We start from the raw sequence: 26,522 nt of genomic DNA on the forward strand, positions 1-26,522 counted from the left end.
GGTGACGCCCAGCGCGGGGCGCCCGGGGGGTGCCCCCCCCCCCGCCGGGGCCCCCCCCCCCCCCCCCCCCCCACGACTGGCGACCTTCGTAGTAGGAGTCTCCCTTGGCAGTCATCACGGCCCCGGCTCCAGCCGGGCACAAGGCACCCGCATCCCCGGCCGGGGGCCGGCGAAGCCGCAAGCTCCGGGACAATCTGACCGGGCACACGTTCCTGATCGGGGCGGTCCTCTGCTTCGCCCTCTTCATGTGGTACCCGATGATCCGCGGCCTCGTCATGAGCTTCCAGCGGACCCGTCGCGGCGAGACCACCTGGGTCGGCTGGGACAACTACATCCGGATCATCGACGATCCCAGCTTCTGGATCGCCTGGAAGAACACCTTCTACTTCACCGCCCTCGCGCTGGTCCTCGGGTTCGCGGTGCCGTTCTTCGTGGCGATCCTGCTCAACGAGTTCCGGCACGCCAAGGGGTATCTGCGGATCCTGGTCTACCTGCCGGTGATGCTGCCGCCGGCCTCGGCGCTCTTCCTCTTCAAGTTCTACGCGTACGACCCCAGCGAGGCGGGCCTGTTCAACGCGATCCTCACGGCGCTGAACCTGCCGACGTCGGAGTGGATGCAGTCACCCACGATGACGATGCCGGCGATGGTGCTCGCCTCGACGTGGATGAACATGGGCAGCGCGGTGCTGATCTATCTGGCGGCGCTGCAGAACATCCCCGGCGAGCTGTACGAGGCGGCCGAACTGGACGGCGCCGGGATCTGGAAGCGGATCTGGAACGTGACCATCCCGCAGACCCGGCTGATCCTCGCGCTGCTGGCGATGCTGCAGATCGTCGCCACCATGCAGCTGTTCATCGAGCCGCTGATCCTCGCCAACGGCGCGGGCACCCAGGACTCGGCGACGTCCGTCGCCTATCTGATCTACCAGCACGGCTTCTTCCAGAACGACCTCAACGGCGCCGCCGCGCTCGGCATGATCATGCTCGTGGTGCTGGCCGCCTTCTCCGCCGTCTACGTGCGGCTGAGCACGAAAGAGGACTAGGACGACCATGGCACAGGACTCCGGAACCCGGACCCTCGTCTCGCAGTCGCAGCTCCGCCGCGGGCGCGGCAGGGCGATCTACTGGACGCTGCTCGCGGTCGTCGTGGTCGGCTTCACCCTGGTCTTCCTCGGGCCGCTCTACTGGATGGTCACCGGCGCGCTGAAGTCGGGCCAGGAGATCGCGCAGACCCCACCGTCGCTGTTCCCAAAGGATCCGCAGGTCCAGAACTACGTCGACGCGTGGAACAACCTGAAGCTCGCCAAGCTGCTGTTCAACACGTTCTACTACGCGGCCGGCGCGGTGCTGTTCCAGCTGGTCTTCGACACCGCGGCGGCGTACTCGCTGTCCAAGCTGCGGCCGGTCCTCGGCAACGTGATTCTCGGCCTGATGCTGGCGACGCTGATGATCCCGGCGATGGTCCTGATCGTCCCCCAGTACGTGACCGTGATCGACCTGCCGATCCTGCACATCAACCTGCTGGACTCGCCGTTCTCGATCTGGCTGCCGCTCGTCGCGAACGCGTTCAACATCTTTCTGCTGAAGCGGTTCTTCGACTCGATCCCGGAGGACCTGATGGCGGCGGCGTTCGTGGACGGCGCGACACCGCTGCGCACGCTCTGGTCGATCATCCTGCCGATGTCGCGTCCCATCCTCGGCGTGGTGGCGATCTTCTCGGTGACGGCGGTCTGGAAGGACTTCCTCTGGCCGAAGCTGGTCATGCCGTCGCCCGAGACCCGCACGGTCAGCGTCGGCATCTACGCCTTCGCCGGCGGCACCCCGATGAACGTGGTGATCGCCGCCTCGGTCATCGCCGCGATTCCCACCGTGATCATCTTCCTGATCTTCCAACGGAACATCATGTCCGGCCTCACCGCGGGCAGCCTCAAGGGCTGAGGCGGCCCGCCCGGCGCCGGAGGGTTCCGGCTGCAACAACGTACCTACGTAGCGACAGAAAGCAGGTGCTCGTGTCCACAACAGACGCCGGTCCGTGGTGGCGTAGCGCGGTGATCTACCAGGTGTACCCGCGGAGTTTCGCCGACGGCGACGGCGACGGGGTCGGGGACATCGACGGCATCCGTGCACGCCTGAACCACCTCCGCGACCTCGGGGTCGACGCGATCTGGATGAGCCCCTGGTACCCGTCGCCGATGGCCGACGCCGGCTACGACGTGGCGGACTTCCGCGACATCGACCCGGTCTTCGGCACCCTCGCGGGCGCCGAGGCGCTGATCGCCGAGGCACACGCCGCCGGCATCCGGATGATCGTCGACATCGTCCCGAACCACATCTCCAGCGAGCACCCGTGGTTTCAGGCCGCCCTGGCCTCACCGGACGCACCGGAGCGCGAGTACTTCTGGTTCCGGAAGAGCGAGGAGATGCCGACGAACTGGCAGGGTGAGTTCGGTGGCACCACGTGGACCCAGGTGGGTGACCACTGGTACCTGCACCTGTTCACCCCGCAGCAGCCGGACCTGAACTGGGAGCACCCCGTGGTGCAGGCCGAGTTCGAGGACATCCTGCGGTTCTGGTTCGACCGCGGCGTCGACGGCATCCGGATCGACTCCGCGGCGCTGCTGCACAAGGACGCGGCGCTGCCCGAGGTCGTCGAGGACGCGCCGCACCCGTTCCACGACCTGGACCGGGTGCACGACGTGTACCGGTCGTGGCGGCGGATCGCCGACGAGTACCCGGACCGGGCGCTGATCGGCGAGGTGTGGATGCCCGAGGTCGAGCGGTTCACCAACTACCTGCGCGCCGACGAGCTGCACGCGGCGTTCAACTTCGACTTCCTCGGGTGCGCGTGGGACCCGTACCTCATGAAGGCCTGCATCGATCGCACGCTGGAGGCACATGCCGGGGTCGGCGCACCGCCCACCTGGGTGCTCTCCAACCACGACGTCACCCGCCACGTCACCCGGTACGGCCGCGAGGACACCACGTTCAGCTTCGACAACAACCTCGACGGCACCCCGGTCGACCTGGAGCTGGGCACCCGCCGGGCCCGGGCCGCCGCGCTGCTCTCCCTGTCGCTGCCCGGCGCCGCCTACGTCTACCAGGGCGAGGAGCTGGGTCTCTGGGAGAACGAGAACATCCCGGTGGAGCAGATCCAGGACCCGATGTACGGCCGCCGCGGCCACACCCGCGACGGTTGCCGGGTCCCGCTGCCCTGGTCCGGCGACGAACCGCCGTTCGGCTTCAGCTCTGCCACTCCCTGGCTCCCCCAGCCCCAGGAGTGGAAGGACCGGACGGTTCAGGCACAGACCGGCGACCCCAGCTCGATGCTCGAGCTGTACCGGTCGGCGATCGCGCTGCGCCGCGCCGAGCCGGCCCTGCACTCCGACGACTTCGCCTGGCTGGACGCCGATCCCGGCGTGCTCGCCTACTCCCGCGGCGAGCGCTTCACCTGCGTACTCAATCTGTCCGGTGCCGATGTCGCCCTGCCGGACCATGCTTCGCTGCTGCTCGCCAGCGGCCCCCTCAACGGCGGTCTCCTCCCCCCGGACACCGCCGTCTGGCTGCGAGCGCACTGAGTCGTCCGGTCGCCAGCGGTTCCACCGCCGCCGGCGACCGGCGTCCCCACCCCATCCCTAGAGAGGCGCTCCCATGTCTCGACTAAAGGTGCTCGCGGTCGTCGCGGGCATCACGGCAGCTCTCCTGTATGCGCCTGCGGCGCAGGCCGCCGGTCCCAATCTGGCGGCCGGCAAGACCTTCAGCGCCAGCAGCTTCACCGACGTCTACCCGGCCGGCAACGCCGGCGACGGCAACGCCAACACCTACTGGGAATCCAGCAACAACGCCTTCCCACAGTGGCTGCAGGTCGACCTGGGCACCGCCACCCAGGTCAACCAGGCGATCCTCAAGCTGCCGCCGGCCGCCGCCTGGGCCACCCGGACGCAGACGCTGACCATCCAGGGCAGCACCAACGGCACCTCGTTCAGCACGCTCAAGGCGAGCGCCGGCTACACCTTCAACCCGGCCTCCGGCAACACCGTGACCGTGGACTTCACCGCGGCCAGCGCCCGGTTCGTCCGGCTGAACTTCACCGGCAACACCGGCTGGGGCGCGGGTCAGCTCTCCGAGCTGGAGATCTACGGCCCGGTGAGCGGGGACAGCCAGGCGCCGAGCGCGCCCGGGAATCTGGCCTACACGCAGCCCGCGAGTGGGCAGATCCGGCTCACCTGGAACGCGTCGACCGACAACGTCGGCGTGACCGGCTACGACGTCTACGCCAACGGCGCGTTGCGGACCAGCGTCGCCGGGAACGTACTGACCTACACCGACAACCAGCCGGACAGCGCGACCGTGTCGTACTACGTGCGGGCCAAGGACGCGGCCGGCAACGTGTCGTCGAACAGCAACACGGTGACCCGCAACGGCGCGACCGGTGACAGCCAGGCGCCGACCACGCCGGGCACGCTCTCCTACACCCAGCCGGCCAGCGGGCAGATCCGCCTGGCCTGGGGCGCGTCCACCGACAACGTGGGCGTGACCGGCTACAACGTCTACGCCAACGGGGCGCTGAAGACCACGGTGACCGGGCTGACCTACACCGACAGCCAGCCGGACACGGCGACCGTGGCGTACTACGTCAAGGCGCGGGACGCGGCGGGCAACGAGTCGGCGGCGTCGAACACGGTGACCCGGACCGGCAGCAACCCGGGCACCGGGACGAACCTCGCGGTGGGCAAGCCGATCGAGGCGTCGTCGACCATCCACACCTTCGTGGCCACCAACGCGAACGACAACGACACGGCCACCTACTGGGAGGGCAGCGCGTACCCGGCGAACCTGACCGTGAAGCTGGGCGCCAACGCCACCGTGCAGTCGGTGGTGGTCAAGCTCAACCCGGCCACCGAGTGGGGCACCCGCCAGCAGACTTTCTCGATCCAGGGTCGCGAGCAGTCGGCGTCCGGGTTCTCGACGATCACCGGCTCGGCGACGTACACCTTCAACCCGGCGAGCGGCAACACGGTGACCGTCCCGGTCAGCGCGACCGCCGCGGACCTGCGCCTCTCCTTCACCGCCAACACCGGCGCGCCGAGCGGCCAGGTCGCGGAACTCCAGGTGATCGGCACGGCGGCGCCGAACCCGGACCTCACGGTCAGCGCGATGTCGTTCACTCCGGCTTCGCCGGTCGAGACCGACGCGATCACGGTGTCGGCCACTGTGCGCAACGCGGGCACGGCCGCATCCCCGGCCTCCAACGTCAACATCTATCTGGGTACGACCAGAGCCGGCACTTTCGCTGTCCCGGCCCTCGCGGCCGGCGCCTCGACAACGGTCTCCGGTTCGATCGGGGCCCGCGACGCCGGCAGCTACGCGCTCTCGGCAAAGGTGGACGAGGCGAACACGGTCATCGAGACCAACGACGCGAACAACTCGTACACCAACCCGTCCTCCCTCGTGGTGGCGCAGGTCAGCAGCTCCGACCTGGTCGCCTCGGTGGTCAACTGGTCCCCGGGCAACCCGGCGGCCGGCAACACGGTCACCTTCTCGGTTGTTCTGAAGAACCAGGGCACCGCGGCGACCACGGGCGGCGCGCACGGCGTCACCGTGACCGTGCTGAACGGCACCTCGGTAGTCCGTACCCTGACCGGGTCGTACACCGGAACCCTGGCCGCCGGTGCCTCCTCGCCGGCGATCAACCTGGGCACCTGGACCGCGGCGAACGGCCGGTACACGGTCCGGACCGTGGTCGCGGTGGACGGCAACGAGCTGGCGGTCAAGCAGGCCAACAACACCAGCGAGAAGCCGTTCTTCGTGGGCCGCGGCGCGAACATGCCGTACGACATGTACGAGGCCGAGGACGGGCAGACCGGTGGCGGCGCGGCGGTGGTCGGTCCCAACCGGACGGTCGGCGACCTGGCCGGCGAGGCGTCCGGGCGCCGGGCGGTCACGCTCAACCAGACCGGGGCGTACGTGCAGTGGACCACCCGGGCGGCGACCAACACCGTGGTGGCCCGGTTCTCCATCCCGGACGGCACGAACAGCTCGATTAACGTGTACGTCAACGGGTCGCTGAACAAGACCCTGCCGCTGACCTCGAAGTACGCCTGGCTCTACGGCAACGAGACCAACCCGCAGAACTCGGGCACCGGTCCGCGCCACATCTACGACGAGGCGAACATCATGCTGACCGGATCGTTCCCGGCCGGCACCACTCTTCGCCTCCAGAAGGACGCGGCGAACAGCGGCAGCATCGCGATCGACTTCATCAACACCGAGCAGGTCGCACCGGTCGCCAACCCGGATCCGGCCCGCTACGTCGTGCCGGCCGGGTTCGACCACCAGTCGGTGCAGAACGCGCTGGACACCGCCCGCCAGGACAGCACCAAGATCGGTGTCTACCTGCCGGCCGGTGACTACCAGACGTCGAACAAGTTCCAGGTCTACGGCAAGTCGCTGCGGGTCATCGGCGCCGGCCCCTGGTACACCCGCTTCCACACCCCGTCCACGCAGTCCGAGACGGACGCCGGCTTCCGGGCCGACGCCACCGCCAACGGGTCGACGTTCGCCAACTTCGCGTTCTTCGGCAACTACACGATCCGCATCGACGGTCCCGGCAAGGTGTTCGACCTGGCCAACGTCGCCGACATCACGATCGACAACATCTGGGCCGAGCACACGGTGTGCCTCTACTGGGGTGCCAACACCGACCGGATGAAGATCACCAACTCGCGGATCCGGAACATGTTCGCCGACGGCGTCAACATGACCAACGGCAGCACCGACAACCTGGTCGACAACAACGACGCCCGGGCCACCGGTGACGACAGCTTCGCGTTGTTCTCGGCCATCGACGCCGGCGGCGCGGACGAGATCAACAACGTCTACTCGAACCTGTCCAGCACGCTGACCTGGCGCGCCGCGGGCATCGCGGTCTACGGCGGGTACGCCAACACGTTCAAGAACATCTACATCGCGGACACCCTGGTCTACTCGGGCATCACGATCAGCTCGCTGGACTTCGGTTACCCGATGAACGGATTCGGCGCCAACCCGCCGACCGTCTTCGACAACATCTCGATCGTCCGGGCCGGTGGCCACTTCTGGGGCAACCAGGTCTTCCCGGCGATCTGGGTGTTCAGCGCGTCGAAGGTGTTCCAGGGCATCCGGGTGTCGAACGTCGACATCGTCGACCCGACCTACTCCGGGATCATGTTCCAGACCAACTACGTGGGCGGTCAGCCGCAGAACCCGATCAAGGACATCGTCTTCACGAACGTGTCCATCAGCGGGGCGCGCAAGAGCGGTGACGCGTACGACGCCAAGTCCGGTTACGGCATCTGGGCCAACCCGATGCCGGAGGCCGGGCAGGGTCCCGCGGTCGGCTCGGCGACCTTCAACAACCTCCAGTTGAGCAACAACTTCAAGGACATCGAGAACCCGACCAGCACGTTCACCATCATCCGCAACTGACCGATCCGCCGGGGCCCGCGCAACGCAGGCCCCGGCCCAACCCCAGCGCCGCCTCGCGGCGCACGACACAGCACTGACCAAGGGCCATACCCGACCGGCCCACACCCCAGCCGGCCCAACGCCAGCGCCGCGTCGCAGCGCGCGAGACAGCACTGAGCGAGGGCCAGACCCCGGCTGGCCCAACGCCCGGGTGGCCCAACGTGGGCGTCTTGCGGGGTGCGAGACAGCACTGGGTGAGGGCTGGATTTGCCTGGTGGGTCAGGCGGCTGGCAGTGAGGAGACTGGGCGGGGGTCGCCCAGGATCGGGTCGACCTCGTACATGCGGGCCTCGGCCAGGTCGAAGTACATGCCGGCGAGGCGGAGCCGGCCGGACGCCTCGGCGGCACGCACGGTCGGGTAGGTGCGCAGGTTGGCGAGTTGATTGAGCACGTTGTCGGTGACACAGCGCTCCTCGTCGGCCGGATCGGAGAAGCGGACGCCGGAGTGCGCCAGCCAGTCACCGAGGTCCGAACCGGGCCCGGCCGCGCCGGTCATCAGAGCGCGCACCGCCCCGCAGCCGGAGTGACCGCAAACGGTGATCGTGGTGACGGCGAGGACGTCCACGGCGTACTCCACCGCGGCGCCGACCGACGCGTCGCCGGAACCGTACGGCGGGACGATGTTGCCGACGTTGCGGACACAGAACAGGTCGCCGGGGCCGCTCGCGGTGATCAGGTTCGGCACCAGCCGCGAGTCGGCGCAGGTGATGAAGAGCTGCTGCGGGCGCTGCCCGTCCCGGGCCAGGTCGGCCAGCTGCGGGCGGACCAGCGGCGCGACCGTACGCTCGAACTCCGCGATCCCCGCCTCCATGGCACCGCGCCGCTGCTGGTCCATGTCCTGCCAGCGGGACCAGGAGCCGATCAGCCGGGGCGTACGCTTCCCGCCGCCCAGCCGCCCCGAGGTGGCCTGGGAGAACCAGGAGTCGTGCACCTCCCGGATCCGCACCCGCCCGCCGGCCCGCTCATAGCCCTCCCGCCAGTTCCGGATCGTCTCGAACGCCCCGTGGTCCAGGTAGTCCAGGTGCAGCTCGACGTCGACGTCCGCGGCCGGCGGCAGAGCGCTGAGCTCCCGGGTGAGCCGCGCCGACTCCACGAAGGCGAGAGTGCCGTTGATGGTGACCAGCCACTCCCCCGGCGCCCGCTCGGCCCGGCGGATCTCGCACCGGGCGAGCCGCCAGAGGATCAGCAGCGCGGCCGTGACCATGCCGAGCGCCACTCCGGTGAGCAGGTCGGTGAAGACCACACCGAGCGCGGTGACCAGGTAGGTGGGCAGCTCCCGGTGCCGCGCATAGGTCCGCATCTGCGCCAGGCTGACCAGCCGCAGGCCGACCACGATCAGCACGGCGGCCAGCACCGCCATCGGGATGGTCTCCAGCAGGTCGGTCCAGAGCAACACGAACGCCGCGATCCACACGCCGTGCATGACGGCCGAGGCCCGGGTACGAGCACCGGCCGCCACATTCGTGGAGCTGCGGACGATCACACCGGTCACCGGGAGGCCGCCGAGCAGGCCGGAGGCGGTGTTCGCCGCGCCCTGGGCGACCAGTTCCCGGTTCAGGTCGGCCCGCGGACCGTCGTGCAGCCGGTCCACGGCGACCGCGGAGAGCAGCGACTCGACGCTCGCCACCAGGGCGATGGTCACCACGGCCAGGACGATCTCCCGGACCGGGGCATCCGGCCAGGCGGGACGGATCAGCCCGGCGAGCGGCTCGTCCGGGAGGCGGACCCGGTCCACGTCGGCGCCGAGCAGGGCGGCCAGGACGGTCACCGACACCACCGCGACCAGGGCGGCGGGGAGTAGGGAGACGCGTACCAGGCGGGGCCAGAGCAGCAGGATCGCGACCGTGAGCGCGCCGAGCAGCGCGGCCACACCGTGGTGGGTGGCGATCTGTTCGGGCAGATCGCGCAGGTTGTGCCAGGCCGAGCTCTGCGGCGCGCCGCCGAGCATCACGTGCACCTGGCTCAACGCGATGACCAGGCCGATGCCGGCGAGCATGCCGTGCACGACGGCGGGTGAGAGGGCGAGGGCGGCGCGGCCCAGCCGGGACGCGCCGAGCACCATCTGAAGGAGGCCGGCGACGGCGACGATCGCGGCGGTACCGGCGAAACCGAAGTCGGCCACCGCTCCGGCCACGATCACGGTGAGACCGGCGGCCGGGCCGCTGACCTGCAACGGGGCGCCGCCGAGGGCGCCTGCGACGATGCCGCCGACTACCGCGGCGACCAGCCCCGCGAGCAGTGGGGCCCCGGACGCCGCGGCGATGCCGAGCGATAGTGGGATGGCGATCAGGAACACGACGATGGACGCCGGCAAGTCCCGGCGCAGCAACTGCGTCAAGTCGGACATATCGGCAAAATACCGAAGAAGGGTTAACGGGCCATTACGCGCCGATCCCTAACCGGCAAAACACATCAAATTGCCGCCTGGCGCACAGCCAGCATTCAGATTTGCCTGGTGCGCGACGAAAATGCCGGTGATCAGGCTTTCCAGAGATCCTTGTTCGACTCGTAGATCTCGCGCAGGATCGCCGGCACGTCGTAGGTCAGCTTCCACTCCGGGTAGTGCTCCTCGAACCGGGCGGTGCTGCTGATCCACCACTGGTGGTCGCCGGCCCGGTTCTCCTCCACGTACTCGGTGCGCGCCTCGAGACCGGTGATCTCCGAAGCGATCTTGAACGCCTCGATGTGGCTGCAGTTGGAGAACCGGCCGCCGCCGATGTTGTAGATCTCGGCGACCCGCGGCGCGCGGTGGAACGCCTCGAACGCCGAGACCAGGTCGTGCGAGTGGATGGCGTCGCGGACCATCTTCCCCTTGTAGCCGAAGATGCGGTAAAGCCGCTGCTCCATCACGCAGCGCATGACGTACGCCAGGAAGCCGTGCAACTCGGCGGCGGAGTGGCCCGGACCGGTCAGCGTGCCGCCACGGAACACCGCGGTGGGCATGTCGAAGTAGCGGCCGTACTCCTGGACCATGACATCGGCCGCGACCTTCGACGCGCCGAAGACCGAGTGCATGCTGCTGTCGATCGACATGGTCTCGTCGATGCCGCCGTACCACTTGTGGTCCTCGGGCAGCTCCCACCTGGTCGGAAGCTCGATCAGCGGCAGCGAGTTGGGCGTGTCGCCGTAGACCTTGTTGGTCGAGGTGAAGATGAACGGCGCGTCGATCGCGTGCCGGCGGGTCGCCTCGAGCATGTTGATGGTGCCGACCGCGTTCACGTCGAAGTCGGTGAACGGCTCGCGGGCGGCCCAGTCGTGGCTCGGCTGCGCGGCGGCGTGGATCACCAGCCCGACGTTCTTCCCCAGCCTGGCGAAGAGCTCGTCCAGCCCCTCCCGGTCGCGGATGTCCAGCGAGTGGTGGGTGTAGCGCTCGCCGACCTCCTTGGTCAGCCGCTGCAGGTTCCACTTGGTCGAACCGTCGGCGCCGAAGAAGTAGCCCCGCATGTCGTTGTCGACCCCGACCACGTCCATGCCGAGACCGGCGAAGTGCCGGACCGCCTCGGAACCGATCAGGCCGGCCGAGCCGGTGATTACGACGACGCTGCTCATCAGGACCTCCGCGGGGTGTCGGTCGCCACGGAGCGAGACTACCGGTGGCCCGCACCTCGTCCGTGGCCCGGTCCTGGGTGTCGCGATCGTGATGCTTGACGAGAGCGTGAAACGGGCAGGACACAGATTCGCCACATCCGATCGGAAGGCTCCGGCGGATACACGGGCTGTGCCGGAACTTGAACTGAAGGCGGTCGCGATGACGGAGTCACTCCAGGCCCCGAACCCACACGTGCCAGAACAGGCCGCTCTGACCCTCGGCGTGGAGGAGGAACTGCACGTCGTCGACCTGGCGACGCGCGAACTCGTACCCCGCGCCCCGGAGATCCTGGACCGCCTGGACGGCGCGCACTTCTCCGCCGAGCTGCACCGCTCGGTGGTGGAGACCAACACGCCGGTCAGCGCCACCCTGGACGATCTGCGGGACGGCGTCGCGCAGCGGCGGCGGGACGCGATCGGCGTCGCCGAATCGCTCGGCCTCGGCCTGGTGGCCGCCGGGACCGTGCCGCTCGTCGACCTGGACTCGCTGCGGATCACCCCTACCTCGCGCTATCACCGGATGCTGCACGAGTACCAGATGCTCGTCCGTGAGCAGCTGATCTGCGGCGCTCAGGTGCACGTCGGCGTCCCCGACCGGGACGAGGCGGTGGCGGTCGCCCAGCGGGTCGCGCCGGCGCTGCCGGTGCTGCTGGCCCTCTCCACCAGCTCGCCCTACTGGATGGGCGAGGACTCCGGGTACGCCAGCGTCCGCTCGCTGGTCTGGATGCGCTGGCCGACGGCCGGCGACAGCGGGCCGCTCACCTCGGCCGCCGAGCACGAGGCCCTGGTCAGCGACCTGATCGCCTCCGGGACGATTAGCGACCCGAAGATGGTCTACTTCGACGTCCGGCCGTCCGCGCACGTGCCGACCGTGGAGTTGCGGGTCACCGACGCCAGCCCGGACACCGAGACGGTCGTCCTGCTGGCCGGGGTCTTCCGCGGCCTGGTCCTGCGCGCGCTGCAGGAGCACCGGGCCGGTGACCCCCTCCCGGTCGCCCGCCCGCCGTTGCACCGGGCGGCGATGTGGCGGGCCGCCCGATCCGGGCTGGAGGGCGACCTGCTCGACCTGCCGCGCTCACCGGTGCCAGTGCCTGCGGCCCTCGCCGTCGAGCGGCTGATCGCCGACGTGCGCCCGCAGCTCGAGGAACTGGGCGACTGGGACCAGGTCTACGACCTGTCCGTGCGCGCGCTGAGCCGGGGCAGCTCGGCGGCCCGCCAGCGCCGCGCCCTGGCCCGGCGCGGCCGGCTCTCCGACGTGGTGGACATGCTGGTGGCCGACACCCGGGGCGGCGTGACCGGCGCCGGACCGGCCGGCACTCCGGCGCCGTCGCGGATCGAGGCGTACGTGGCGGACGGCGACGAGGCCTTCCCGAGCGGCCGGGTGTCTCCGGCGTACGCCGGGATCCTGCCGGTGCTGACCTCGCTCGGCGCGACCGGGCTGCGGCACCGCGAGGACGTCCGGGACGACGAGCAGCGTGCCCGAGGCATCACGTTCAGCGTGGCCGGGGAGGCGGCCACCCGGCTGTTCCCGTTCGACCTGGTGCCCCGGATCGTGCCGGCCGACGACTGGCGCACGCTGCGGGAGGGCCTGGTCCAGCGGGTCCGCGCCCTGAACGAGTTCCTCAACGACGTGTACGGCGAGCGGCAGATCGTGGCCGACGGTGCCGTACCGGAGTGGGTGATCAACGGCTCGCCGGAGCTGCGGGCCAGCGGCGCGCTCATCCACCGCCGGGCGGTCCGGACCCAGGTGGCGGGTGTGGACCTGGTCCGGGACGGTGACGGCAAGTGGTGCGTGCTGGAGGACAACCTGCGGGTGCCGTCCGGGATCGCGTACGCCATGCAGAACCGCCGCCTGACCTGGAGCGTCCTGCCGGAGCTGCCCCGACCGGGCGCGCTGCTGTCGGTCGAGGAGACGCCGAAGCTGCTCAAGCAGGCCCTGCTGGAGGCGGCCGGTCCGGCGGCCGGGGACGACCCGGCGCTGGTGGTGCTCAGTCAGGGCCCGGACGACTCGGCCTGGTTCGAGCACAAGATGCTCGCCGAGGCCATGGAGGTCCCGGTGGTCCGCAGCACCGAGCTCTACGTCGACGAGGGCCGGGTGTGGCGGCTGCGCGACGGGCACCGGCATCCGGTGGACGTGATCTACCTGCGGATGGGCGAGGACAGCCTGGTGCACTCACCCGGCGCGGACGGCATGCCGCTGGGCCCCAGCCTGGTAGCCGCGCTGCACGCGGACACCATCGTGCTGGCCAACGCGCTCGGCAACGGCATCGGCGACGACAAGGCGGTGTACGCCTACGTGCCCCGCATGATCGAGTACTACCTCGGCGAGAAGCCGTTGCTCTCCGACGTCCGCACCTACCTGTGCGGCATCCCCGACCAGCGGGCCGAGGTGCTCTCCCGCCTCGACGAGCTGGTCTGCAAGCCGGTGGACGGCTACGGCGGCGACCGGATCGTGATCGGCCCGCACGCCACCGCCGAGGATCTCAACGCGCTGCGGCGGCAGATCCAGACCGCGCCGCACCGCTGGGTGGCTCAGGAGCTGGTCGAGCTCTCCACCCATCCGGTCTTCGACGGCCACCGGCTCGCCCCGCGTCACGTGGATCTGCGGGCGTTCGTGTTCACCGGCGCGCACTCGTCGGTCGTCGCTCCGGCGGCGCTGACCCGGGTGGCACCGGCCGGGAGCATGATCGTCAACTCGTCCCGGGGCGGCGGTTCGAAGGACACCTGGTTGCTCGGATAGAAGGAGGCACCACCCATGTGCGGAATCGCCGGCGAACTGCGCTTCGGCGACCGGCCCGCGGACACCGACGCCGTCCGGCGGATGTTGCCCTGCCTTCAGTCCCGGGGCCCGGACGGCGAAGGGCTGTGGGAACACGGCCGGATCGCCTTCGGGCACCGGCGGTTGAAGATCATCGACCTGTCCGAGAAGGGCGGTCAGCCGATGACCGACGACCAGCTCGGACTGACCGTGGTCTTCAACGGCTGCATCTACAACTACCAGCAGCTTCGCGAGGAGCTGACGGCCAGCGGCTACCGGTTCGCCTCCACGTCGGACACCGAGGTGATCCTCAAGGCGTACCACCGGTGGGGCGCGGACTGTGTCAACCGGTTCTTCGGGATGTTCGCCTTCGCGATCGCCGAGCACGACACCGGGACCGTCACGCTGGCCCGGGACCGGCTCGGGATCAAGCCGCTCTACCTGGCCGAGTCGCCGGGGCGGCTGCGGTTCGCGTCGACGCTTCCGGCGCTGCTGGCGGCCGGTGGCGTGGACACCACGATCGACAAGGTGGCGTTGCAGCACTACATGACGTTCCACTCGGTGGTCCCGGCACCGCGCACGATCATCTCCGGCGTCCGGAAGCTGCCCCCGGCGACGGTACGGGTGATCCGGGCGGACGGGACGTCGAGCGAGCGCGTGTACTGGGAGGCGTCGTTCACGCGCGAGCTGGAGATCGGTGACTGGGCCGACGCCGTACGCGAGAAGCTGCGCACCGCGGTGGACCGGCGGATGGTCGCGGACGTGCCGGTCGGCGTGCTGCTCTCCGGCGGCCTCGACTCCAGCCTCATCGTGGCACTGCTGGCCGAGCAGGGGCAGCGGGGACTGACCACGTTCAGCATCGGGTTCGAGTCGGGCGGCGGCGAGAGCGGTGACGAGTTCGAGTTCTCCGACCTGATCGCGCGTAAGTTCGACACCGAGCACCACCAGATCCGGATCGGACGGGACCGGTTCCTGCCGGCGGTGGAGCGGACCGTGGCGGCGATGAGCGAGCCGATGGTCAGCCACGACTGCATCGCGTTCAACCTCCTCAGCGAAGATGTTGCGAAGCATGTCAAGGTGGTGCAATCTGGGCAAGGTGCGGACGAAATCTTCGCCGGTTACAGCTGGTACCCACCCCTCGCCGGCGTCCCCCGGGAACACGCCGTCGACGCGTACGCGAAGGAGTTCTTCGACCGTCCATACGCCGACCTGGCCCGGCAGCTCAACCCGTCCTGGCTGCTAGATCGCGATGTCAGTCGCGAGTTCGTCGCGGCGAGCTTCGGCCGCGCCGGCGCCGTCACCGCGGTCGATGCCGCCCTGCGGCTCGACTCCCAGGTGATGCTCGTCGACGACCCGGTCAAGCGAGTGGACAACATGACGATGGCGTGGGGGCTGGAAGCCCGCGTACCGTTCCTGGATCACGAACTGGTCGAGCTCGCGGCGGCCTGCCCGCCGGAGCTGAAACTCGCGCAGGACGGCAAGGGGGTTCTCAAGGACGCGGCCCGTGGCCTCGTGCCGGACGAGGTCATCGACCGCCCGAAGGGCTACTTCCCGGTGCCCGGCATCCGGCACCTGGAAGGACCGATGCTCGAGAAGGTGCGCGACGCGCTGCACGCCCCGGCCGCCCGGGACCGGGCACTGTTCCGGCCGGAGTACGTCGACGCGCTGCTCGCCGACCCGAACACCTCGCGCACCACGCTCGGGGCGAACCAGTTGTGGCAGCTCGCGCTGCTGGAGATGTGGTTGCAGGACAAAGGCATCTAGAGGGGGGACAGATGGATGGTCAGCTCCATCGGGTTGACGTCACCATGCTGCCGACCGGCTGGCATTCGATCGAGTCGGAGGTGGCCGGCAACTGGTCACCGACGCTCTCGCCGGACGGCCGGCACATGGCGTACGTCTCCGACCGGGGCGGCGCACCCGCGGTCTGGGTGCAGCCGGTCGGCAGCGAGCTGACCTTCCGGGTCGACACCGGCGGTGAACCGGTGTCGGCCGTGCAATGGTCCTCCGGCGGCGGCTGGCTGGCCTGCCAGATCGCCCCCGGCGGGGCACCCCGGCACGAGGTGTGGCTGATCCGGCCGGACGGCACCGAGCTGCACCAGGTCGCCGGCTTCGGTGCGGACACCGCGGACAACATGCGCTGGCTGCCCGGGCGCTCTCTGCTGGCCCTCACCGAGAACCTGACGCGGGCCGTGGTGGTCGACGCGGTGACCGCCGAACGGCGGGTGATCGCGGACGGCGACCTGGTCTCGCTCCTCGACGTGGACCCGGCCGGGCGCTTCGCGCTTCTGAGGTACGGGCCACGCGGCGCCCGCCACATCGTGCTCCGCGACCTGGTCACCGGGACCGAGAAGCCGGTGACCAGTGGTGAGCAGGCGATCTTCAGCCCGGGCGGCGGCTGTGTGTACGCACTCAGCCAGGACGGCGAGTTCCCGGTCCTGCTCCGGGTCGCCGGGGACGCCGTGGAGGCGCTGACCGCGAGCGCGCCCACCGACCCGGCCGGCACGATCAGTGCCGCCTCGACCGCTGCCCAGCCGGTCGGCACGCTCGGCGGAGAGGTGGAGACTTTCGCGGTGACGGCCGATGGGCGTACCGCTGCGATCTTGTGGAATGTGCGCGGTGGCGAGTCGGAAGTCGCGCTGCTCGACCTGGACCACGACGGTGATCGCGTGCCGAGCGTGCTCGCGCCGCTGCCCGGCCTGGTGGTCAGCGGGCTCGCGTGGAGTTTCGACGGATCGGCGCTGGCCTTCACGGCTGAGGGGCCGGGGCAGCCGCACGGCGTCTGGGTGTGCGATCGCGACGGCGGTGACGTCCGGGCCGTCGCCGCGCTGCCCGCCGCGCCGGACGCGATCCGGCCGACGCTGGAGACGTTCGCCGCGCACGACGGGCTGACGCTGACCGGCTGGCTGTTCCGCCCGCCCGTGCCCGGCCCGCATCCCACCGTGCTGTGGCTGCACGGTGGCCCGGAAGCGCAGGAACGGCCTGGTCACGGGCCGCTCTTTCAGTCTCTGGCGCACCGCGGCATCGCCGTCTTCGCGCCGAACGTGCGCGGGTCGTCGGGGTTCGGGCGGTCCTTCGTCGACGCGGACAACCTGGCCCTGCGGTACGGCGCGATCGAGGACGTGCGCTCGTGCGTCACCCGCCTGCGGTCGTCCGGTGTCGCCGGGCCGGTGGGGATCATGGGGCGGTCGTACGGTGGCTACCTCACGCTGGCCGCGCTGACGACGTTTCCGGATCTGTTCGCCGTCGGCATCGACGTCTGCGGCATGTCCAACTTTTTTACGTTTTATCAGTACACGGAGCCGTGGATCGCGGCCGCCGCGGTCAGCAAGTACGGCGACCCGGTCGACGACGCCGACCTGCTGCACGACCTCTCCCCGATGACCCGGATCGACCGGTTGCGAACGCCGCTGATGGTGGTCCACGGCGAGAACGACAGCAACGTACCGGTGATCGAGGCCGAGCAGGTGGTGGCCGCGCTCGCCGCCCGCGAGGTACCGCACCGCTACCTGCTCTTCCCCGGTGAGGGTCACGAGCTGCTGCACCGCTCGTCGCGCGCCACCTACCTGCAGGCCACGATCGAGTGGCTGGAGCGGTATCTGACGCCGGCGCAGTGAGCAGACGCACGTTGCAGGGCGTCTAGCTGCGAGAAAGGCTGGGAGCGCACGCGCACTCGAGCGGAAGGCGACCCATGCCCCTGCGTCCCGGAGCCCGGGCCTGGGCGGTGTGGTCCGCCGGGCTCGCCGCATACATCGTCGCCGTTCTGCACCGCACCTCGCTCGGGGTGGCCGGGCTGGACGCCCAGGAGCGGTTCGACGTCGGCGCGAGCGCGCTGGCCAGTTTCGCCGTGCTCCAGCTGATCGTCTACGCCGGCCTGCAGATCCCGGTCGGGTTGCTGCTGGACCGATTCGGATCACTGCGGCTGGTGCTCTCCGGCGCCCTGGTGATGGCCGCCGGGCAGACGGTGATGGCGTTCGCCGACGACATGGGCGGCGCCATCGTCGCCCGGGTGCTGGTCGGTGCCGGCGACGCGATGACCTTCATCAGCGTGTTGCGCCTGGTGCCGCACTGGTTCCCGGTCAAGCGGGTGCCGGTCGTGACCCAGCTGACCGGGATCGTGGGGCAGATCGGGCAGGTGCTGTCCGCCGTACCGCTGGCCGCCCTGCTGGCCGGGCCGGGCTGGACCACCGCGTTCCTCAGCGCCGCCGGCGCCGGGGTGTTCGTCGCGCTGGTGGCGTTCGCCGCGCTGCACGACACGCCGGGGCGACGGATCAGCAGCGGCCGGGCGGTCAGCTGGCGGCAGCTCGGCGTCGACCTGGGCGGCGCCTGGCGGCATCCGGGAACCCGGCTCGGGCTGTGGACGCACTTCACCACCCAGTTCACCGGTACGGTCTTCGCGCTGATGTGGGGCATCCCGTTCCTGATCGCCGGCGAGGGACTGAGCCGCGGTGCCGCCAGCGCGCTGCTGATCCTGTTCGTGCTGACCGGCATGGCGTCCGGCCCGGTGCTCGGCATGCTGACCCAGCGCTATCCGCTGCGCCGCTCCCTGCTGGTGCTCGGCATCATCAGCGCCAACATGGCCGCCTGGGCGCTGGTCATCGCCTGGCCCGGACACGCCCCGATGCCCCTGCTCGTGGTGCTGGTGGTCGCGCTCGGACTGGGCGGGCCAGGCTCCATGATCGGGTTCGACTACGCCCGTACCTTCAACCCGCCGAGCCGGCTGGGCACCGCGACCGGGGTGGTCAACGTCGGCGGTTTCGTGGCCTCGTTGCTGACCATCGAGTTGATCGGTCTGATCCTGGACGCCCGAACCGGAGGTAGTGCGGACTATCACATCTCCGACTTCCGGGTCGCGATGTCGGTGCAGTTCCTCGTCGCCGCCGTCGGTGTGCTGGGCATTCTCCGGACCCGCAAACTCGCCCGGCGACGGCTCGAAGAGGAAGAGGGCGTGGTCATCCGCCCGCTTCGGGTCGCCTTGGCGGAACGGCGTGGTTTAGCCCTGGAGCGTGCGGTAAAGGCGAAAAGCTGGCGCGAATGAGAGGGGGCACATGACTGACCACGCGCAACCCCGGTTCTGGTCCGGCATCGACATTCCCAAGACCCTCGCCGGCACGCTGGCGGCTGTCTCCGCAGCCGTGTGCGGCTCGTTCCTCGGGATCGCCGGAACGCTGATCGGCGCCGCCGTGGTGAGCCTGATCAGTTCGATCGGCACCGAGCTCTATCACCGGTCCATCGACCGGGGCACCAAGAAGCTGCAGGCCGCCCTGATCGCCGCACCGGCCGCGGCGGGCACACCCGAGGTGACGGCGGCGCACGAGCCGCCCTCCGGCGACAACAAGCCGCCCCGGCGGATCCGGTGGAAGCGGGTCGGCCTGGTCGCGGCCGCGCTGTTCGTTCTGGGGCTCGGCACGCTGACCACGGTGGAGCTGCTGGCCGGCCGGTCCGCGGCGGACGCCCTGACCGGGCGGGACGGCACCAGCCCGCCGAGCCTGGTCAACACGAACCGGAACTCCGGTTCTGACGACGAGGTCGCCCCGACACCCGCCTCCTCCTCGCCGTCCGAGGACGAGTCGGAGGAGCCGGCGACCGAGCCGACCGGTGGCACGCCGGAGACCACCCAGCCCGAGCCCACCACCCCGGCCGAGGAGCAGCAGACCCCTCAGCCGGAGACCACGACGCAGCCGGAGCAGACTGAGACGGGCGCCGCGGACCAGCCCGCCCAGGATCTTCCCGAGCAGCAGGAAGGGTCTTGATCATGGATGCGAAGGGCGTTCTCGAGGACGCGTTCGGCCGACTGCCGGAACTCGTCGAGACAGCGGTCGACGGTCTCACCCCGGAGCAGCTCCGGTGGGCACCGAAGCGCGGCGCCAACTCGATCGGCTGGCTCGTCTGGCACCTCACCCGCGTGCAGGACAGCCACATCGCCGAGCTGCTGGACACCGAGCAGGTCTACCTGACCGGTGAGTGGGCTTCCCGCTTCGGCCGTAAACCGGACCCGTCGGACACCGGCTACGGCCACTCCGCGGACCAGGTCGCGGCGGTCGCTCCGGAGAGCGCCCAGGTCCTGCTCGACTACTACCGCGCGGTGCACGACCGCACGGTGAAATACCTGCGCGGCCTGACGGCCGCCGACTTCGACCGGGTGATCGACGAACGCTGGGATCCGCCGGTCACCCTCGGCGTCCGCCTGGTCAGCGTCTACGACGACGACGCCCAGCACGCCGCTCAGGCCGCCTACGTGCGCAGCCTTCTCTGAGGTACGCCGTGAGCCGTCCCGCCCCGACCAGGGCGGGACGGCCGGGCCTCAGGCCGCGGGTGACTCGCTGATCGGCAGCCGGACCAGGAACTTCGTGTCGCCCGGCTGGGACTCCACGGTGAGGTCGCCGCCGTGGCCGTTGACCACGATGCGGTACGAGATGTCCAGCCCCAGCCCGGTCCCCTCGCCCACCGGCTTGGTGGTGAAGAACGGCTCGAAGACCCGCTTGCGGATCTCCGGCGGCATGCCCGGTCCGGTGTCCCCGATCGACACCACCAGCCGCTCGTCCTCCCGGTAGGTGCGGACGGTAAGCGTCCCCTCGCCGCCCATGGCCTGGAACGCGTTGTCGATCAGGTTGGTCCACACCTGGTTCAGTTCGGCCGGATGGGCCGGGATCTGCGGCAGGCTCCGGTCGTAGTCCTTCACCACCCGGACGTCGCCGATCTTGTGGGCGAGCATGACAAGCGTGCTGTCCAGGCCGGGATGCACGTCGATCCACTGGTGCGCGGCCCGGTCCAGGTGCGAGTACCGCTTGGCGGCGAGCACCAGCGACGACACCCGGCCGGTGGCGTCCTCGATGTCGCTCATCAGCTGCTCGGTCTCCAGCGCGTACCCGATCCAGTGGATCGCCTGGTCGAGCAACTCCGGTGAGGCCAGCCGGGCCTCGATCTGGGACAGGCACTCGGTGTCGATGTTGCCCTGGGCGAAGACCGGGGCGACGTCCCAGGGTGCGGTGACACCCCGCTCCTCCATCCAGTCGCCGAGCTCGTCCTCCAGGTCGGCGGTCTGCATGGCGGTCAGCGCGGGTGCCTTGGCGGCCCGCTCGATGACCTCCTCCTGCAACTCCAGCAGGGCGGTCAGCCGGTCCGGGGCGACCTTGCCGGCGGCGAGTTTGCCGAGTTTCATCCGCATCGCGGCGACCCGCTGCCGCAGCGCGCCGGTGGCCCGGGACGCGGCGGCGGCCGGATTGTTCAGCTCGTGCATCAGTCCGGCGGACAGTGCTCCGAGAGCGGCCAGCCGCTGCCGCTCGCCGATCGCCGCCTGCGTGTTGCGCAAACCGAGCGTCAGGCCCTCCAGCAGGTGGATGGCCATCGGGAACCACTCGCGCATCAGCCACCCGAAGTCGGTGGCGGAGAGCATGAAGAACTCGCTGTCGGAGAGCGCCCGCATCGACGCCATGTAGTTGCGGGGCACACCGTCGTCGCGCAGGTACGCGTTCGTCGCGCCCATGTAGACGCCGCGCTGCTCGGTCCGGGTCGTGACGACGTCGTCCTGCCCGACCCGCCGGGTGAGCGAGATGGTGCCGCTGAGCAGCACGAACATCGCCTCGGCCGGGTCGCCCTCGCGGATCACCAGGTTGCCGGCCGCCACCCGTACGGTGCAGCCGTGCTCGGCGATCCAGGTCAGCTGCTCGTCGGTGAGCTTCTCGAACAGGAACAGTGTCTTGAGCTCCGCCGGGGTCAGGACGCCGGGCTCACACGGCTCGAGCCGGATCTCCTCTGTGTCGGTCATTACTGGGCCTCCAGGTAGCGATGGACCAGCGCGACGGCCATCGCGCCCTCACCGACCGCCGAGGCCACCCGTTTGATGGAGTTGGCCCGGACGTCGCCGGCGGCGAAGATGCCGGGAACACTGCTCTCCAGATAGAACGGATCGCGGTCCCGATCCCATCCCCGCGGCCGCTCGCCATTGGCCAGAAGGTCCGCTCCGGTACGGACGAAGCCCTTCCCGTCCCGCTGCACGGCATCGCCCAGCCAGTCGGTTCGCGGCTCGGCCCCGATGAACACGAAGAGGTACCCGCACTCGACGGTGGCCTTCGTCCCGTCCTTGCTGTCGCAGATGGTGATCGCCTGCAGGCGACCGTCGCCCTGCGCCCCGATCACCTCGCACCTGGTACGCACCTCGATGTTCGGCACCTGGGCGAGCTGCTGGATCAGGTAGTACGACATCGACGACTCGAGTGAGCCGCCGCGCACCAGCAGCGTGACCTTCCGGGCGTACTTGGCGAAGAACAGCGCGGCCTGCCCGGCCGAGTTCGCGCCGCCGACGATGTAGACGTCGCTGCCGGCACAGGCCGGGCCCTCGGTCGCGGCCGAGCCGTAGAAGACGCCGGAGCCGGTCAGGTCGGCGACGCCGTCGGCGAGGAGCGGGCGGTAGGAGACGCCGGTGGCGAGCAGGATGGCGTGCGCGGAGATCTCTCCGCCGTCGGCGAAGGTGAGCGTCCGGGCCGAGCCGTCCGTCCGGAGTCCGACCACCTCGCGCGTGTTGAGCGTCTCGGCGGCGAACTTGTCCGCCTGCCGCCGGGCCCGGTCGGTGAGCTGCGCGCCGGAGATCCCGTCCGGGAAGCCGAGGTAGTTCTCGATCCGGGAGCTCTGCCCGGCCTGCCCGCCGACCGCCTGCCGCTCGATCAGCAGCGTCTTGAGGCCCTCGGAACCGCCGTAGACGGCGGCGCCCAGGCCGGCCGGGCCACCGCCCACGATGATCAGGTCGTAGAAGTCGCGGCCCGGATTGGTGGAGAGCCCGGCCGCCTCGGCGACCTCCTGCACACTCGGCTGCGGCAGTGCCCGCCCGTCCGCGGTGACCACCAGCGGGACCGCCTCCGGCCCGGCGCCGGCCGCCTCCAGCAGGCGGCGGCCCTCCTCCTCGTCCGCGCCGAAATACTTGTACGGCACCAGATTGCGGGCCAGGAAGTCACGGATCTGGAAGGACGGCTCGCTCCACCGGTGGCCGACCACCCGGATGTCCGGCAGCTCCTTGTCGCCGGTCACCTGCCACGCGTCGAGCAGCGCGTCCAGCACCGGGTAGAGCTTCTCCTCCGGCGGGTCCCACGGCTTGAGCAGGTAGTGGTCGACGTCGACCACGTTGATCGCCTGGATCGCGGCGTCGGTGTCCGCGTACGCGGTGAGCAGTGCCCGCCGCGCGTGCGGGAACAGGTCCATCGCCTGCTCCAGGAACTCGATGCCGTTCATCTGCGGCATCCGGTAGTCGGCGAGGATCACCGCGACCCGCCCGCCCCGCAGCTTCAGTTCGCGAAGCGCCTCGAGCGCCTCGGCGGCCGAGGACGCACGAACGATCCGGTACCGGTCGCCGTAGCGGCGGCGCAGGTCACGCGCGATGGCGCGGGAGACGGACGGGTCGTCGTCGACCGTGAGGATCGCGGCTTGGCCCATGGGTCGTTTGTCCTCAGCTCTCGGGTTCAGGGTGGCGTTCGAGGTATCCCGCGACGAAGGGGCAGGTGGCGACGACCGGGGTGGACCTCGACCGGGCGTCGGCCAGCGCGGCGGCGGCCAGCCGGCCGGCCAGTCCGCGACCGGAGAACGCCTGATCGACCTCGGTGTGCAGCAGCTCGATCCGGTCGCTCTGGCGGCGGTAGTGCAGCATCCCGGCGACCTCGCCGCCGAGCAGCACCTCGTAGCGATGCTGCTCGAAGTTGTCGACCACGGCGGCGTCGGCGGCGTTCGCCGTACCGACCTGGGCGCTGCCCTCGACCCGCAGCTTGCGGCGGGCCCGCTCGTAGAACGAGGTACGCCCGAACCGGATCACCTGGGCCGCGCCGGGCAGGGGCTGGATGTCCAGGCAGGCGCCCGGCTCGGCGTAGCCCTCGATGATGCCGTCCACCTCGATCGCGAGGCGGCCGCTGGTCGGCAGCACCTCCAGGGCGAGGTGCTCGGAGGTGTCCAGCACCAGCGACCGGTTGAACGACGAGTGCGCGGCGGCGGCGCTGACGATCAGGCCCTGCACGGTGGGCGAGACGATCGGGCCGCCGGCCGAGAAGCTGTAGGCGGTCGAGCCGGTGGGCGTGGAGACGAGCACCGCGTCCGCGGCGTAGTTGACGAAGCTGCGCTGCTCCACCCGGATGCCGACCGCGGCGAGACCCTGCCCGGGCACCCGGACCAGCGCGATGTCGTTGAACGCCGTCACCTCACGCCCGTCCGGCAGGACGGTCCGCACGGCGGTCCGCGGCTCCACCGTGTACCGGTGCTCGTCGATCGCGGAGAGCGCGTCCTTGAGATCGGGCAGGTCCACCTCGGCGAGGAACCCCAGCCGGCCCACGTTCACACCGAGGACCGGCGTCTTACGGCCCTCGACCAGGCGCATGGTCCGCAGCATGGTGCCGTCGCCGCCCAGGCTGACCAGCAGACCGGCCCGCTCGACCATCTCCTCGGCCGGCACCGCGACCGCGTTGCAGGAGATCCGGGTGATCTCGTCGGGCAGGCCGAGCACGGTGACGCCCCGCTCGGTGGCCCAGTTCACGATGGCGTCGACCGCTGAACCACAGTCCCGCCGCGGGTGCAGCACGAGACCGACGACCTTCACCATGCCCATGACTTGCAGCCTTGCACGCCGGACCGCGAACAGCGAACATCTCATGTTCAATGTCCGGTGTGCGTAGCCCCACTCAACGAACACTTGAACTCGCCGACATCGTCGGCGTCGTACGCGACGGGCTCGGCGCCCGGGTGACGGACGCGGCGGAGCTGACCGGTGGCGGTTTCGCGACGGTCTGGCAGGCCATCCTCGACGACGGCCGGGACGTGGTGGTCAAGGTGGGGCCGCCGGCTTCGGCGCGACTTCTCGAGTACGAGAAAGGCGTGCTGCCGGCCGAGGCGGAGTATTTCCGGATGGTTCGTTCGCATGCTCCGGGCGTACCGGTGCCCGAGGTGCTGGCCGCCGGACCGCACTGGGTGATCACCAGCCGGCTGCCCGGCCGGGCACTGACCGAGGGTGACTCGCCCGCCGCGCGCCGGCAGCTCGGTGCCGCGATCGCCCGGATCCACAAGATCACTGGACCGCACTTCGGCTACACCGGCGACCGTCCCGCGGGCTCTGACTGGCCCACCGCCTTCGCCGCGATGATCGACTCGCTGCGTGCGGACGCGGCGCACTGGCAGGTGCCGCTGCCGCCGCTGGACGGGGTGGTGGACCGGCACCACGGCGCGCTAGCCACGGTCACCACGCCGGCGCTGCTGCACTTCGACCTCTGGGACGGCAATGTGCTGGTCGCGGCGGACGGTTCGCTGAGCGGCCTGGTCGACGGCGAGCGCTACCTGTACGGCGACCCGCTGCTGGACCTGGTCTCGCCGGCCCTGTTCCGCCGCATCGAGGACGAACCGTCGCACCCCTTCCTGGCGGGGTACCGGACCGCCGCGCCCCTCGACCAGGTCCGGCTCTCCCTGTACCGGGTACACCTGTATGTGCTGATGCTCGCCGAGGGCCCGAGCCGCGGCATCCCGGTCACGGACGGCCGCCACGACTTCCTGACCGGCCTGCTCACCGCGGAACTGGAAGCCCTCGATGAACTGGGCGGGAGGCGCTAGGCTTCCCCGCCATGATCTCCGGTGACGTCGACGCCGAACTGCGGCGCCTGGCCGACGACCCGTCCTTCCCGCACCGCGACGCGGCCCGGCACGCGATCCGGTTCCGGGCCGAGGGCGACGTGTCGGACCTGGTCGCCATCGAGGACGATCCGCACCCCTGCGCGATGACCGACGTGGTGTTCGCCATGGCCGGGTCGAAGCGGACCTGGCTCAACTGGGTGCCGATGCCGGCCGAGGCGATCTGCAACGTCGCCAACGAGGTGGGCAGCCGCCGGGCCGAGGGCGAGGACCTCGGGCTGGTCAGTCTCGCCCTCTCCGCCGCCGAGCCGGCCAGCGCGATCACCGCGAGCGAGCGGGTGATGGGCCGGGTCGAGCTGGGCATCGGCGACTTCCCGGCACCGGACATCCGGATGCCGCTGCGCCGCGGCCGGTACGCGATCTGGCGCTACGACGGCACCGACCCGGTCCCGGCCGTCCCCGCGCCGTCCGGCGCCGCGATCCGGGTGCTGCACGAGGTCGGCGGGGAACCGTGGTCGTCCCCGCTCTCCGGCTACGTACAGGCTGAACCCCTCGGCGCGCTGCCCCTCGCCGACCTGCTCGGCCTGCTGGCCCACCTGCCCGGCCCGCCGGACACACCGCGCTGGGAGTACCTGGCCAAGTCGACGCCGACCTACTGGTACCGGCTCCTGCAACCGTGGGTCTGTCTCGGCATCCTGCGCCACGCCGCGGACGAGCCGTGGGCCACCTCGACCCGGCGCGAGGTACTGCTCGACCTCGCCCTCGGCATCGAGGACTGGACCGCGGACGCCGCACTGTTCGCGCTGGTCACCGCCGCCTACCGGGAGAGCGAACTGCGGGCCGAGGTGCACCAGGTGGTCCGGGCCCGGCTGAACGCCGCCGCGTCCGCACCGCGGCTGGTCACCATCGAGGAGTCCCTGGCCCATCTGATGCTGATCACTCCGGGCTGCACCGCCGACGACCGGGCCCTCGCGACCGCTGTCCTGGCCCGCGCGGCCGAGGCCGGCGAAGAGGACGAGGACGAGCAGGCCCCGCCGCCGTCGAAGGCCGAGAAGCGCCGCTGGTGGCAGCGCCGCGGATGA

Annotated in this window: 17 protein-coding genes; 12 read left to right on the forward strand and 5 right to left on the reverse strand. The window is 70.4% G+C overall.

The window, feature by feature from the left end; genetic code table 11:
• Nucleotides 1-104 precede the first annotated feature (104 nt).
• The 4 genes from I4J89_RS02340 (at nucleotide 105) to I4J89_RS02355 (ending at nucleotide 7,464) form a co-directional block, all read left to right on the forward strand.
• Nucleotides 105-1,043 carry a carbohydrate ABC transporter permease gene (locus I4J89_RS02340; RefSeq protein ID WP_196412099.1) on the forward strand — a complete coding sequence of 313 codons (939 nt, stop codon included), beginning with the start codon at nucleotides 105-107 and terminating at the stop codon, nucleotides 1,041-1,043.
• Nucleotides 1,044-1,050: 7 nt separating this feature from the next.
• A complete protein-coding gene (locus tag I4J89_RS02345) occupies nucleotides 1,051-1,938 on the forward strand; it encodes a carbohydrate ABC transporter permease (RefSeq protein ID WP_196412100.1) in 888 nt (295 codons plus the stop codon).
• Between the two features lie 71 nt (nucleotides 1,939-2,009).
• On the forward strand, nucleotides 2,010-3,575 hold the full coding sequence (locus tag I4J89_RS02350) for a glycoside hydrolase family 13 protein (protein WP_196412101.1): 1,566 nt from the start codon (nucleotides 2,010-2,012) through the stop codon (nucleotides 3,573-3,575).
• A gap of 73 nt (nucleotides 3,576-3,648) precedes the next feature.
• Nucleotides 3,649-7,464 carry a discoidin domain-containing protein gene (locus I4J89_RS02355; RefSeq protein WP_230858179.1) on the forward strand — a complete coding sequence of 1,272 codons (3,816 nt, stop codon included), beginning with the start codon at nucleotides 3,649-3,651 and terminating at the stop codon, nucleotides 7,462-7,464.
• Nucleotides 7,465-7,722: 258 nt separating this feature from the next.
• On the opposite strand, the gene I4J89_RS02360 is transcribed toward I4J89_RS02355, so the two are convergent.
• Both I4J89_RS02360 and I4J89_RS02365 read right to left on the reverse strand, forming a co-directional pair.
• Nucleotides 7,723-9,849 carry a SulP family inorganic anion transporter gene (locus I4J89_RS02360; RefSeq protein WP_196412102.1) on the reverse strand — a complete coding sequence of 709 codons (2,127 nt, stop codon included), beginning with the start codon at nucleotides 9,847-9,849 and terminating at the stop codon, nucleotides 7,723-7,725.
• Between the two features lie 131 nt (nucleotides 9,850-9,980).
• Nucleotides 9,981-11,051, reverse strand: coding sequence for an NAD-dependent epimerase/dehydratase family protein (locus I4J89_RS02365; protein ID WP_196412103.1), 1,071 nt, complete (start codon nucleotides 11,049-11,051; stop codon nucleotides 9,981-9,983).
• Nucleotides 11,052-11,250: 199 nt separating this feature from the next.
• On the opposite strand from I4J89_RS02365, the gene I4J89_RS02370 reads away from it, so the two are divergent.
• The 6 genes from I4J89_RS02370 to I4J89_RS02395 all read left to right on the forward strand — a co-directional run bounded on the left by I4J89_RS02370 (nucleotide 11,251) and on the right by I4J89_RS02395 (nucleotide 20,104).
• A complete protein-coding gene (locus I4J89_RS02370) occupies nucleotides 11,251-13,830 on the forward strand; it encodes a carboxylate--amine ligase/circularly permuted type 2 ATP-grasp protein (RefSeq protein ID WP_196412104.1) in 2,580 nt (859 codons plus the stop codon).
• Nucleotides 13,831-13,845: 15 nt separating this feature from the next.
• Entirely contained in the window at nucleotides 13,846-15,612 is a 1,767-nt protein-coding gene (locus tag I4J89_RS02375; protein ID WP_196412105.1) for an N-acetylglutaminylglutamine amidotransferase, read from the forward strand.
• Between the two features lie 11 nt (nucleotides 15,613-15,623).
• Nucleotides 15,624-17,465: a S9 family peptidase gene (locus I4J89_RS02380; RefSeq protein ID WP_196412106.1), complete on the forward strand. Its 1,842-nt coding sequence runs from the start codon at nucleotides 15,624-15,626 to the stop codon at nucleotides 17,463-17,465.
• Nucleotides 17,466-17,539: 74 nt separating this feature from the next.
• Nucleotides 17,540-18,886 carry an MFS transporter gene (locus I4J89_RS02385; RefSeq protein WP_196412107.1) on the forward strand — a complete coding sequence of 449 codons (1,347 nt, stop codon included), beginning with the start codon at nucleotides 17,540-17,542 and terminating at the stop codon, nucleotides 18,884-18,886.
• Nucleotides 18,887-18,896: 10 nt separating this feature from the next.
• Entirely contained in the window at nucleotides 18,897-19,601 is a 705-nt protein-coding gene (locus I4J89_RS02390) for a hypothetical protein (RefSeq protein WP_196412108.1), read from the forward strand.
• Nucleotides 19,602-19,603: 2 nt separating this feature from the next.
• On the forward strand, nucleotides 19,604-20,104 hold the full coding sequence (locus tag I4J89_RS02395) for a mycothiol transferase (protein ID WP_196412109.1): 501 nt from the start codon (nucleotides 19,604-19,606) through the stop codon (nucleotides 20,102-20,104).
• Between the two features lie 48 nt (nucleotides 20,105-20,152).
• On the opposite strand, the gene I4J89_RS02400 is transcribed toward I4J89_RS02395, so the two are convergent.
• The 3 genes from I4J89_RS02400 to I4J89_RS02410 are packed head-to-tail and all read right to left on the reverse strand — an operon-like array spanning nucleotide 20,153 to nucleotide 24,430.
• Nucleotides 20,153-21,616 carry an ATP-binding protein gene (locus I4J89_RS02400; protein ID WP_196412110.1) on the reverse strand — a complete coding sequence of 488 codons (1,464 nt, stop codon included), beginning with the start codon at nucleotides 21,614-21,616 and terminating at the stop codon, nucleotides 20,153-20,155.
• The gene (locus tag I4J89_RS02405) at nucleotides 21,616-23,274 is read right to left on the reverse strand and encodes an NAD(P)/FAD-dependent oxidoreductase (protein ID WP_196412111.1); all 1,659 of its coding nucleotides are present in this window, start codon (nucleotides 23,272-23,274) and stop codon (nucleotides 21,616-21,618) included. Before I4J89_RS02405 ends, I4J89_RS02400 begins: the two co-directional genes overlap by 1 nt.
• Before the next feature lie 13 nt (nucleotides 23,275-23,287).
• Nucleotides 23,288-24,430, reverse strand: coding sequence for an NAD(+)/NADH kinase (locus I4J89_RS02410; protein WP_196412112.1), 1,143 nt, complete (start codon nucleotides 24,428-24,430; stop codon nucleotides 23,288-23,290).
• Between the two features lie 59 nt (nucleotides 24,431-24,489).
• Here I4J89_RS02410 and I4J89_RS02415 point away from each other — a divergent pair, with 59 nt between their 5' ends.
• Both I4J89_RS02415 and I4J89_RS02420 read left to right on the forward strand, forming a co-directional pair.
• A complete protein-coding gene (locus I4J89_RS02415) occupies nucleotides 24,490-25,422 on the forward strand; it encodes a phosphotransferase (protein WP_373688085.1) in 933 nt (310 codons plus the stop codon).
• Between the two features lie 11 nt (nucleotides 25,423-25,433).
• On the forward strand, nucleotides 25,434-26,522 hold the full coding sequence (locus I4J89_RS02420) for a hypothetical protein (RefSeq protein WP_196412114.1): 1,089 nt from the start codon (nucleotides 25,434-25,436) through the stop codon (nucleotides 26,520-26,522).

It is taken from the genome of Actinoplanes aureus (assembly GCF_015704865.1).
Lineage (GTDB): Bacteria > Actinomycetota > Actinomycetes > Mycobacteriales > Micromonosporaceae > Actinoplanes > Actinoplanes aureus.

Bases quoted from the DNA above. Each gene is read 5' to 3' on its own strand.
- I4J89_RS02355 (WP_230858179.1), top strand. From the start codon at position 3,649: ATGTCTCGACTAAAGGTGCTCGCGGTCGTCGCGGGCATCACGGCAGCT.
- I4J89_RS02380 (WP_196412106.1), top strand. From the start codon at position 15,624: ATGGATGGTCAGCTCCATCGGGTTGACGTCACCATGCTGCCGACCGGC.
- I4J89_RS02375 (WP_196412105.1), top strand. From the start codon at position 13,846: ATGTGCGGAATCGCCGGCGAACTGCGCTTCGGCGACCGGCCCGCGGAC.
- I4J89_RS02410 (WP_196412112.1), bottom strand. From the start codon at position 24,430: ATGGGCATGGTGAAGGTCGTCGGTCTCGTGCTGCACCCGCGGCGGGAC.
- I4J89_RS02360 (WP_196412102.1), bottom strand. From the start codon at position 9,849: ATGTCCGACTTGACGCAGTTGCTGCGCCGGGACTTGCCGGCGTCCATC.
- I4J89_RS02365 (WP_196412103.1), bottom strand. From the start codon at position 11,051: ATGAGCAGCGTCGTCGTAATCACCGGCTCGGCCGGCCTGATCGGTTCC.
- I4J89_RS02370 (WP_196412104.1), top strand. From the start codon at position 11,251: ATGACGGAGTCACTCCAGGCCCCGAACCCACACGTGCCAGAACAGGCC.
- I4J89_RS02345 (WP_196412100.1), top strand. From the start codon at position 1,051: ATGGCACAGGACTCCGGAACCCGGACCCTCGTCTCGCAGTCGCAGCTC.
- I4J89_RS02405 (WP_196412111.1), bottom strand. From the start codon at position 23,274: ATGGGCCAAGCCGCGATCCTCACGGTCGACGACGACCCGTCCGTCTCC.
- I4J89_RS02385 (WP_196412107.1), top strand. From the start codon at position 17,540: ATGCCCCTGCGTCCCGGAGCCCGGGCCTGGGCGGTGTGGTCCGCCGGG.
- I4J89_RS02400 (WP_196412110.1), bottom strand. From the start codon at position 21,616: ATGACCGACACAGAGGAGATCCGGCTCGAGCCGTGTGAGCCCGGCGTC.
- I4J89_RS02395 (WP_196412109.1), top strand. From the start codon at position 19,604: ATGGATGCGAAGGGCGTTCTCGAGGACGCGTTCGGCCGACTGCCGGAA.
- I4J89_RS02420 (WP_196412114.1), top strand. From the start codon at position 25,434: ATGATCTCCGGTGACGTCGACGCCGAACTGCGGCGCCTGGCCGACGAC.
- I4J89_RS02390 (WP_196412108.1), top strand. From the start codon at position 18,897: ATGACTGACCACGCGCAACCCCGGTTCTGGTCCGGCATCGACATTCCC.